The sequence below is a fragment of the Neobacillus drentensis genome (genome assembly GCF_036962765.1).
GTDB lineage: Bacteria > Bacillota > Bacilli > Bacillales > Cytobacillaceae > Neobacillus > Neobacillus drentensis_C.
In genome coordinates this window covers 1-8,763 of record NZ_JBALOS010000048.1, presented here as the reverse complement: position 1 = coordinate 8,763, position 8,763 = coordinate 1, and the positions used below count along the sequence as shown (strand labels likewise).

The 8,763-nt window shown below is 38.4% G+C and carries 10 protein-coding genes; 8 read left to right on the top strand and 2 right to left on the bottom strand.

Features of this window, described 5'->3' with window-relative positions:
* Positions 1–34: 34 nt before the first annotated feature.
* Positions 35–583 carry an NADPH-dependent FMN reductase gene (locus tag V7137_RS08215; RefSeq protein WP_335697636.1) on the top strand — a complete coding sequence of 183 codons (549 nt, stop codon included), beginning with the start codon at positions 35–37 and terminating at the stop codon, positions 581–583.
* Between the two features lie 148 nt (positions 584–731).
* Here V7137_RS08215 and V7137_RS08210 read toward each other — a convergent pair whose 3' ends face one another.
* Complete coding sequence (locus tag V7137_RS08210) at positions 732–1,073, bottom strand: winged helix-turn-helix transcriptional regulator (RefSeq protein WP_335697635.1); 342 nt, start codon at positions 1,071–1,073, stop codon at positions 732–734.
* A 299-nt stretch (positions 1,074–1,372) separates the two neighbouring features.
* Between V7137_RS08210 and V7137_RS08205 the strand changes: the two genes are divergently transcribed.
* The gene (locus tag V7137_RS08205) at positions 1,373–1,726 is read left to right on the top strand and encodes a DoxX family protein (RefSeq protein WP_335697634.1); all 354 of its coding nucleotides are present in this window, start codon (positions 1,373–1,375) and stop codon (positions 1,724–1,726) included.
* A 320-nt stretch (positions 1,727–2,046) separates the two neighbouring features.
* Here V7137_RS08205 and V7137_RS08200 read toward each other — a convergent pair whose 3' ends face one another.
* Positions 2,047–2,910, bottom strand: coding sequence for an SDR family oxidoreductase (locus V7137_RS08200; protein ID WP_335697633.1), 864 nt, complete (start codon positions 2,908–2,910; stop codon positions 2,047–2,049).
* 234 nt (positions 2,911–3,144) lie between these two features.
* Between V7137_RS08200 and V7137_RS08195 the strand changes: the two genes are divergently transcribed.
* The 6 genes from V7137_RS08195 (at position 3,145) to menC (ending at position 8,629) form a co-directional block, all read left to right on the top strand.
* Positions 3,145–3,585 (top strand): Rrf2 family transcriptional regulator, encoded by a 441-nt coding sequence (locus V7137_RS08195; protein ID WP_335697632.1) that lies wholly within the window; start codon positions 3,145–3,147, stop codon positions 3,583–3,585.
* A gap of 169 nt (positions 3,586–3,754) precedes the next feature.
* Complete coding sequence (locus V7137_RS08190) at positions 3,755–4,207, top strand: C40 family peptidase (RefSeq protein WP_335697631.1); 453 nt, start codon at positions 3,755–3,757, stop codon at positions 4,205–4,207.
* Positions 4,208–4,631: 424 nt separating this feature from the next.
* Positions 4,632–5,483 (top strand): MurR/RpiR family transcriptional regulator, encoded by an 852-nt coding sequence (locus V7137_RS08185; protein ID WP_335697630.1) that lies wholly within the window; start codon positions 4,632–4,634, stop codon positions 5,481–5,483.
* A gap of 21 nt (positions 5,484–5,504) precedes the next feature.
* The gene (locus V7137_RS08180) at positions 5,505–6,653 is read left to right on the top strand and encodes an amidohydrolase (protein ID WP_335697629.1); all 1,149 of its coding nucleotides are present in this window, start codon (positions 5,505–5,507) and stop codon (positions 6,651–6,653) included.
* A gap of 28 nt (positions 6,654–6,681) precedes the next feature.
* On the top strand, positions 6,682–7,500 hold the full coding sequence (locus V7137_RS08175; protein ID WP_335697628.1) for a GNAT family N-acetyltransferase: 819 nt from the start codon (positions 6,682–6,684) through the stop codon (positions 7,498–7,500).
* Between the two features lie 19 nt (positions 7,501–7,519).
* Complete coding sequence (menC, locus tag V7137_RS08170; RefSeq protein WP_335697627.1) at positions 7,520–8,629, top strand: o-succinylbenzoate synthase; 1,110 nt, start codon at positions 7,520–7,522, stop codon at positions 8,627–8,629.
* Positions 8,630–8,763 lie beyond the last annotated feature (134 nt).

Here is an 8,763-nt window from a genome sequence, read left to right as displayed (position 1 = left end):
ACAAAAATGATTAAAAATACATTGGAGGGTCATCATGAAAATCGTAACAATCGTAGGTAGTTTAAGAAAAGAATCTTATAACATGCATCTTTTTAAAACCATGCAAGACCGTTATAAGGGCAAAATAGACATGGAAATTACGGATATCCGGTCTCTGCCTCATTTTGACCAGGACGAGGAAAATACCCCTCCACAAGCAGTAAAAGAATTTAAAGAGTCTATTGCAAGCGCAGATGGTGTTCTCATCATTACTCCAGAATACAATTGGTCCATACCAGGTGTTTTAAAGAACGCCTTGGATTGGGCTTCTAGGGTCGACAAGGTTTTTATTGGTAAACCAGTAATGGCATTAGGCGTGACTCTTGGCATGCTCGGTACAGTCCGGGCTCAAATGCATTTACGTGAAATTCTAGCTGCACCTGGGATTCAGGCTAAAATTCTTCCACCAGGAGGAAATGAGGTACTGATTGGTTTGGCGAATCAGAAGTTTGATGAACAAACAGGTCAGTTGGTTGATGAGGGGACACTTCGTTTCTTAGATAGTAAGGTAGATGCGTTTATTAATTTTGTAAAGTCAGTCTAAATTTCCCATAATCCACAGGTAGGTGGCAATTGGGAGATTGTAGATCATCAAAATTTGAACTAAGTAAGTCTTAACCTTGTAATAATTAATCCAAAAAACGGGAGCTTTTCTACAAAAGTAGAATGGCTCCTTTTTTAATTGCCATCCTCTATTTTTTTTCCCCGTAAAGCTCATCTAAGTGCAATATATGTGTCAACCCCCATTTATGCATTGACACCAAAAGTGGCATTAATCCTTTTCCGTATTCGGTAATTGAATATTCAACTTTTGGAGGAATTTGTGCATAGACTCTCCGATTAATAATATCGTGATATTCTAATTCTCTTAATTGAGTTGTGAGCATTTTTTTCGTTACATCTGGGATTAATCGTTGAAGTTCACTGAAACGTAAAGTTCCCTTATCTAAGATATGATAAAGAATAACTGGCTTCCATTTTCCAACAAGAATATCAAGAGCCGTTTCAATCGTACCATTACATTCAGTGGACATGTAGATTCCTCCATTAAGGTATCTTTTTGTATACTATGTCACATTAATGTGCCTACTTCCAAGAAGACTTCTTAGGGATTATTATAACCGTATAAGCTAAGTCAAAACAAGGAGGAATTGGAAGAAAGTTCCTATATTGTTTACGGTTGTTATGGCTCGTGCAGTATTCACACACTTCAATGTTGTCAAGGTTTTGGGGTTGCTATGATGCCTTTCATTCTTATTTTTACTGTCGTCGTGTTTTATGGTCTGCGATAAATCATTACACCAAGAACATTGTGAAAAGGAGAGGTTGAGTCATGAATATTGCGTTATGGATTGTTCAAATTATGTTAGGATTAGCTTTTATTATGGCCGGATCTATGAAGGCGTTTCAATATGAGAAAGCTAAGTCGAGCATGCCTTGGGTAAAAGAGTCTGCAAAAGGATTGGTTATCTTTATCGGGGTAGCCGAGCTACTTGGAGGACTTGGTTTGATTTTACCTTATACGATAGGAACCGCACCTATACTTACACCGATTGCTGCTATTGCACTTGGGGTAGTCATGATTCTGGCCGCAGGATTTCACGCAAAGAGGAAAGAAAATTCGGCAATCGGGATGAATATCATTTTATTAGTGCTAGCAATATTTGTGGCAATTGGACGTTGGTAGAAGGAGTATATAGAAAATAGGCCCCGAATATCAGAGGTTGATATTCGGTTTTTTGGTTCTAAAAAATAGACAAGTTCAGAATTCTTTCTGGATAAAGGATTTTATAAGAACCTTGGATTAAAGAGAACAAAATCAGGAATGGCAAGGTACTTAAACCCTAGTCTTGCTAGTGAGTATTTAGATTGACTATTATTTTTTGAGCAATCATAAAGCATTTTATTTAAGATCTGGCTTCCAAATGAGTGGTAAAATATTTATTACAAAAAATAAAACCGACCAATCTAATGGAAAAGGGTCGGTTTAATTATATTCAATATTGTTTAAGATATACTTTTTACGATCTGAGTTAGCCCCACACTAATAGGTGTAGCTGGACGTCCCAAAAGTTTTTCAAAATCGTTACTCTCGATTTCGAGGGTACCTTCTCGAATGTCTTTTTGAATGTTAACAAGAAAAGGAAGGAGGAAATCTGGTACACCAGCACCTTTCATAATGTCAGCATAAGTAGTATCATCCACTTGTTGTACAGGTACGTCTTTACCCAATATAGTACCAAGTGAAGATACAAGTTCTTCTTGAGTTAATAACTTTCCAGAAAGCTCGTAAATTGTGTTTTCATGACCGTTCCCTGATAGTACTGTTGCGGCAGCTTCAGCATAATCCTGTTGTAACGCCCAACCTACTTTTCCAGTTCCTGCAGAAGTTACCCAAGGGGCTCCTGCTAAAACAGCCTGGATGCTGGAGCTTTCATTCTCCATGTACCAATTATTGCGTAAGAAAGAATAAGGAATGCCTGTTTTTAGGATAGCTAACTCTGTTGCCTTATGTGTAGGAGCAAGGAAGTTTTTACTTTCCTGTGCGTTCACTAAACTAGTATAAGCAATAAATTTAACTCCAGCACGCTCTGCTGCAGCAACCGCATTTTTGTGCTGTTTAATTCTGGTTTCATTGTCCCCATCTGCAGAAATAATTAATAGCCTGTCGATACCTGAAAAAGCAGAATCCAGTGTATCTGGACGGTCAAAATTTCCTTCGCGAACTTCTACACCACGAGCGCGTAATCCTTCAGCTTTCTCTGGGTTACGAACACTCACAGCAAGTTGATTTGCTGGAATAGTTTTCAATAATGTTTCTACAACTTTTGTCCCCAATTTTCCTGTTGCTCCAGTTACTAACACTTTCATTTTCTATACCTCCAATTATATTTTTTAATATCATCCTAATAGAACGTTCAAATTTAACTTGTATTCATTTTGAATACCTGTATTCATAATAGATACTTCTTGTTTTTTTGTCAACTGATTTAATAAAGTTTTTTTATTTTTGACGAATAGTAAGGTATAATACGTTGTAATCAAATTAAATACATGTTGGTTCTGTGTAATCAATGTAATCATATATGAAGTAGGTGAATGAATATGTCCATCAGCACACGATTTTCCGTTGGTATTCATATATTAGCTCTTATTGAATTAAATAAAGAGGGGATAAGTTCATCGGAATTTTTAGCAGGAAGCGTAAACACAAACCCAACCTTAATAAGAAAAATTATGGGTATGCTAAAAAAAGCAGGGTTAATCGTAGTACAACCAGGTATTGCTGGAGCAAAACTAGCAAAGGAACCATCTAATATAACATTACTAGACGTTTATAAAGCAGTTGATGTGGTCCATGAAAAGGAATTATTTAGTGTGCATGAAAATACGCACCCTAATTGTCTTGTGGGCAGGAACATTCAAGAATCTATCACTCCTATATTGTCAGCAGCCCAATTAGCAATGGAAAAGGTCTTAGGAAATGTTTCCATTGAAGACATTGTTAAGGATATTGTTGAAAAAGAGAAATTTAATATACAATAATAAATTTGGCCCTGTTAATGAAGGCTGTTGATATTCTTATTGAACAACTGTCACAAGCATAAAATTATATCAATATAATTTTGTAATAAAATTGTAATTTTGCTGAGATGTCATTGTTACACCTTTCTAGTATATTTAAACTACCAAATCACACTAGGAGGTAACAATCATGCTTAAGAAATTCATCGTAGCATTTGTTCTTATCGTTTCTTCTGGCTCTTTGTTTGCTAACATGGGTGATAAAGCGGAAGCAGCTTATTATAATACAAAAGCAGTTACGGTTGCAAAGTCTCATATAGGCGTACCTTATCGTTGGGGCGGAATGTCACCAAGCGGTTTTGATTGTTCAGGGCTTGTAAAATTTTCATATGCAAAAGCTGGAAGAACGCTAAACCGTACAGCCGCTCAAATGTTCTATGGAAATGGATATCGTATCTATTCTTATATACAACCAGGTGATTTAATGTTCTTTGCTCCAACAAAGGCAAGTAGACCGACACATGTTGCAATGTATATCGGGAATGGTAAAATGATTATGGCTTCTTCATCAAAAGGAGTTATGATTACAACTACAAACAACCCATACTGGCATCCAAGATACGTTGGAACAAAACGCGTTTAAAGACCATCTTTTAAGATGGTCTTTTTTTTATGTATATAAACAGTTTCTTCCTGAAAAATAAAAAATAACTGGAACAAGAGGCTACTTCAGTAAAAAAAATGTACAAATTATTGGGGCAATTTGCTGGGAAACGTTGTGCTTGTCGTTTCTTTAAACAGATGAATGGAAGTATAAAAGCTTTGGTAAATATAAGAAGAGATGATCACCCTTTTGATAATAGAGGGGTTATTATGAAAAAATGGTGAAAGTTATTTTGATCGTGCCAGCTACCATCCAATTACTGGAGGATGCCTGAGACTTTTTTGAATTTTTTTAAAAAAAGATTTCTAAATATTCAACAATTAAAGTATAATAAAAAACAATAAAGAAGTTACTGCAACAAATTTAAATTATGAAGCATTTCCTGCATGAATAGGAGGAACGTATGAAAAGCTTTGAAACGATGATTAAGGAAAAATATGAAACTTTGTCTCCAGGGCAAAAAAAAGTAGCAAAACATCTAATAGAGAAACTGGATGAAGCAGCTTTTAACACAGCTACGATGATTGGACGAAAGGTAGAAGTTAGTGAAACCACTGTCATCCGTCTTTCATATGCGTTGGGATTTAATGGTTTTAGCGATATGCAGCATTACATTCAGCAGCAGATCGTAAACAAAAGTTTGCATCCATTTAGCTCAGATCCGAAAATCGAAAATCGAGTAGAAGAGCACACCTCTCTATTCACAGAAATCTTGGAAAAGGATATCCTTTCCCAACGACAAACGAATCATCAGCTCAATGAAACAGAACTATGGAAGGTCGTTGATGAATTAATCAAAGCAGATCGAATCTTCATTTTGGGAATGGGTGCATCCTATGCACCAGCCCACTGGTTTTCTTTTCAACTTCACTCTCTACGCGATCAAGTCACGCTTTGCCCCTCAACGGGAGAGATTTATGAGCGGTTGGGCGATTTAAGTGATCACTCTGTTTTATTTGTAATCTCGTTCCCTCGTTATTCGAAGGAAACCCTGCATATTGCAGAGTGTGCCAAAAAACAGGGAGTTCCATTAATTTGTGTTACAGATCGTTTATTGTCTCCAATCGGTCGAATCGCTGATTATACATTGACAACGGAGGAAGATTCCGAATCGGCCGCCCATTCGATCACACCAGCGATCATTTTGTTGGATTTTATCATTGCCGGGATGAAAGTGAAAAATTCGGATCAGATCCAAGCAAGACAGCAGAAATTAGAAGAGCTTTACTCGAACTATGGTGTTTTTGTTGAATGACCAAAGGAGAGGAGATATTTTATGAGCCAGCTTATTGATTTTATTAACGACCAGGAACAAGCGATTCTAAGGACATATGCTGAACTGCACCAAATGGCTGAGCCAAGCTGGCAGGAACAAAAGACCTCAAACTTTATTAAGGCAGTATTAACTGAAGCGGGGATACCATTTAAAACATACGAAGGGCATTTTGGTATTGTTGCCGATATTCCAGGAGAAGGCAACGAGATAGTCGCTTTACGTGCCGATATGGATGCCCTATTACAGGAAGTGAATGGAAAGGTTCAACCCAATCATTCCTGTGGGCATGATGCCCACAGCACTATGGTACTACATACAGCATTGGCTTTTGCGGCTTGTAAACCTTATCGATCGAAGCCGGTTCGTTTCATTTTTCAACCAGCAGAGGAGAAAGGTGAGGGTGCACTACAAATGATGCAAGAAGGAGCTTTGGATGGTGTCCATTACTTATTTGGTGTTCATCTTCGTCCATGGGATGAAGTTCCAATGGGAAAAGTAGCTCCTGCGATTGTTCATAGCGCCTGTGCCACCATTTACGGGGTAATTAAGGGGAAGCAAGCACATGCATCCCGTCCACAGGATGGCAACAATCCGATCGAAGCTGCATCTTACTTAATCCAGGCCTTGCAAAACATTCGCTTAAAAAACCAGGATTCTTTTTCTATTAAAATGACAGGCTTACATGCTGGCGGAGGTTCCTCCAATGTCATTCCCGAAACCGCAAATTATATTTTGGACTTACGGGCAACAACCAATGAAGCAATGGATGAACTGCAGTCCCGAGCATTGGACTTGCTAGAGAAGGTAGGTGCTTTGACTGGGACACGTATAAGCGGAACTGTGAAAGAATTTGTACCTGCCGCAAGATTAAATAGGGAGGCTATTAAGATAGCAAAGGATGCAGCTGCCGCTGTCATGGGTGAAGAAAATGTAGAGGACAACTGTATATCACAAGGGGGCGAAGATTTTCACTTCTATACCCTTCAAAATCCGGAGGTAAAGGCGACCATGCTTGGATTAGGCTGTGACTTGCGTCCTGGACTTCACCACCCAGACATGCAGTTTAATCAGAAGGCGCTCCTTTATGGAACGAAAATATTAACTAGTCTACTTTATAATGCTGCTTCAAAAAATAAAAGTGTCATCTAATTAAGTAACAGGAGGAAGGTTACTCAAAATGGATTTACAAGATCCGATTATATTACGTATGTTACAAACGGCAGAAGAATTGACTGCCGTTAGAGACTTAGAAAGTTTGGTATGGGCTGACGAGGATCCGGTCCCAGTTAACCATAGTATCGCTGTTGTTAAAAATGGCGGAATGGTGATTGGAGCTTTTTCTGGAGCTCGTTTAATTGGATTCCAGTATAGCTTTCCTGGATTTGATGGTAAAACTGTTTATCTATGTTCGCATAGCATGGGGATTCACCCCGATTTTCGGAAAATAGGGATCGGAGAAAAATTAAAGGTAAGGCAGCGTGAAGAAGCACTTAACATGGGCTATCAACTAATCACGTGGACGTATGATCCACTGGAAACAGTCAATGGCTACCTTAATTTAAGCAAATTAGGTGGAGTATGTACGCAGTATATTGAGAATTGCTATGGTGAAATGCCTGATATCCTTAATGCAGGCTTGCCTTCTGATCGCTTTTTAGTGGAATGGAACATAGCTGGTGCAACGTCGAAGCGGAGGGATGATTCTGCAGATCTCTATGAAGTGCCGCTATTAATTGATGTGGAAATGGATGCCCAGGGATTTCCGGTTCCGAAGTCTGTCTTTCTTGATTACGAGGATGCAGATGTCCTGTATGTACCCGTCCCAAATCAATTCCAATCCATTAAATCGAATAATTTGAAGGCTGCATTGGAATGGCGAATGAAAACCCGCAAGGTTTTTACCCATTATCTGAGTAAAGGGTGGATGGTTACTGCATTACGGAAGAGTGATCATACTTACCTTCATCACTATGTAATATCTAAGAAACGTACTTAACGGAATGAGGGATATATAGATGGAAATACAACGAATTGTGTTAAGACATATGAAAATGGATCTTTTACACCCCTTCACGACAGCTGTAGGGACAGAATATGATAAAGATTTTATCTTGGTCGAAGTCAAAACAAAGGATGGTATTACAGGATGGGCTGAATCCGTGGCTGCGATTGATGCCACTTATAAGGAAGAGACTGTCAAAACCAATTGGCATATGATGGAGGATTTTATGATTCCACTTCTTCTAAAAGAGCCGATATCTCATCCTGATGAGGTCTCCGAACGGTTTCTTCATGTTCGTGGGAATTATATGGCAAAGGCTGCCCTTGAAGGGGCGATTTGGGACGCTTATGCTAAACAGCAAGGAGTAAGTCTTGCGAGTGCCCTTGGAGGAACATTAGAAAAGATTGAAGTCGGCATCAGCATCGGGATTCAGGATACTATCGAAGAATTATTAGCTTTGATTGAGAGCCATTTACAAGAAGGATATAAACGTATCAAGGTGAAAATTCAACCGGGTTGGGATTTAAATATTTTAGCAGAGATTCGAAAACACTACCCTGATATTCCATTAATGGCTGACGCAAATACCGCCTATACCTTAGCTGATATCGATACCCTTAAGGCAATGGATCAATTCAATTTAATGATGATCGAGCAGCCATTGGGCTATGATGATATTGTCGATCATGCACAGCTTCAAGCACAAATAGAGACACCCATTTGTCTGGATGAGAGTATTCATAATGTTGAAGATGTGAGAAAGGCAATTCATCTAGGAAGCTGTAAAATTATTAACATTAAGATAGGCCGTGTCGGAGGCTTAACTGAGTCCAAAAAAATCCATGATTTATGTGCGGCGAATGGGATTCCGGTTTGGTGTGGAGGTATGCTTGAAGCTGGAGTTGGAAGGGCACATAATATCGCGATAACCAGCCTGTCTAATTTTTCACTTCCAGGTGATACCGCTGCTTCTGCCCGTTACTGGAAGGAAGATATTATTGATCCAGAGGTAATAGTCGAAGATGGGATGATTACGATTCCAAAACAACCTGGTATTGGATATGAACCAAATCGTGAGCAGATTGAAAAGTATACCTTGTATAGTCGTACATTCCATTCATAATTTAGATATAGTAAACGGACTAACTAATCGCAGTTAGTCTTTTTTTTTGAAAAAATATTATATAGACGATAATAATGACTTAAAGTAAAATAAGAAAATATGTAGTTTAAATAGGAATATTCAGCGTTTTGAAT

What these genes read in the sequence shown, in the direction of transcription:
- V7137_RS08215 (WP_335697636.1), top strand. Translation starts at nt 35, where the DNA reads ATGAAAATCGTAACAATCGTAGGTAGTTTAAGAAAAGAATCTTATAAC.
- V7137_RS08210 (WP_335697635.1), bottom strand. Translation starts at nt 1,073, where the DNA reads ATGTCCACTGAATGTAATGGTACGATTGAAACGGCTCTTGATATTCTT.
- V7137_RS08205 (WP_335697634.1), top strand. Translation starts at nt 1,373, where the DNA reads ATGAATATTGCGTTATGGATTGTTCAAATTATGTTAGGATTAGCTTTT.
- V7137_RS08200 (WP_335697633.1), bottom strand. Translation starts at nt 2,910, where the DNA reads ATGAAAGTGTTAGTAACTGGAGCAACAGGAAAATTGGGGACAAAAGTT.
- V7137_RS08195 (WP_335697632.1), top strand. Translation starts at nt 3,145, where the DNA reads ATGTCCATCAGCACACGATTTTCCGTTGGTATTCATATATTAGCTCTT.
- V7137_RS08190 (WP_335697631.1), top strand. Translation starts at nt 3,755, where the DNA reads ATGCTTAAGAAATTCATCGTAGCATTTGTTCTTATCGTTTCTTCTGGC.
- V7137_RS08185 (WP_335697630.1), top strand. Translation starts at nt 4,632, where the DNA reads ATGAAAAGCTTTGAAACGATGATTAAGGAAAAATATGAAACTTTGTCT.
- V7137_RS08180 (WP_335697629.1), top strand. Translation starts at nt 5,505, where the DNA reads ATGAGCCAGCTTATTGATTTTATTAACGACCAGGAACAAGCGATTCTA.
- V7137_RS08175 (WP_335697628.1), top strand. Translation starts at nt 6,682, where the DNA reads ATGGATTTACAAGATCCGATTATATTACGTATGTTACAAACGGCAGAA.
- menC (WP_335697627.1), top strand. Translation starts at nt 7,520, where the DNA reads ATGGAAATACAACGAATTGTGTTAAGACATATGAAAATGGATCTTTTA.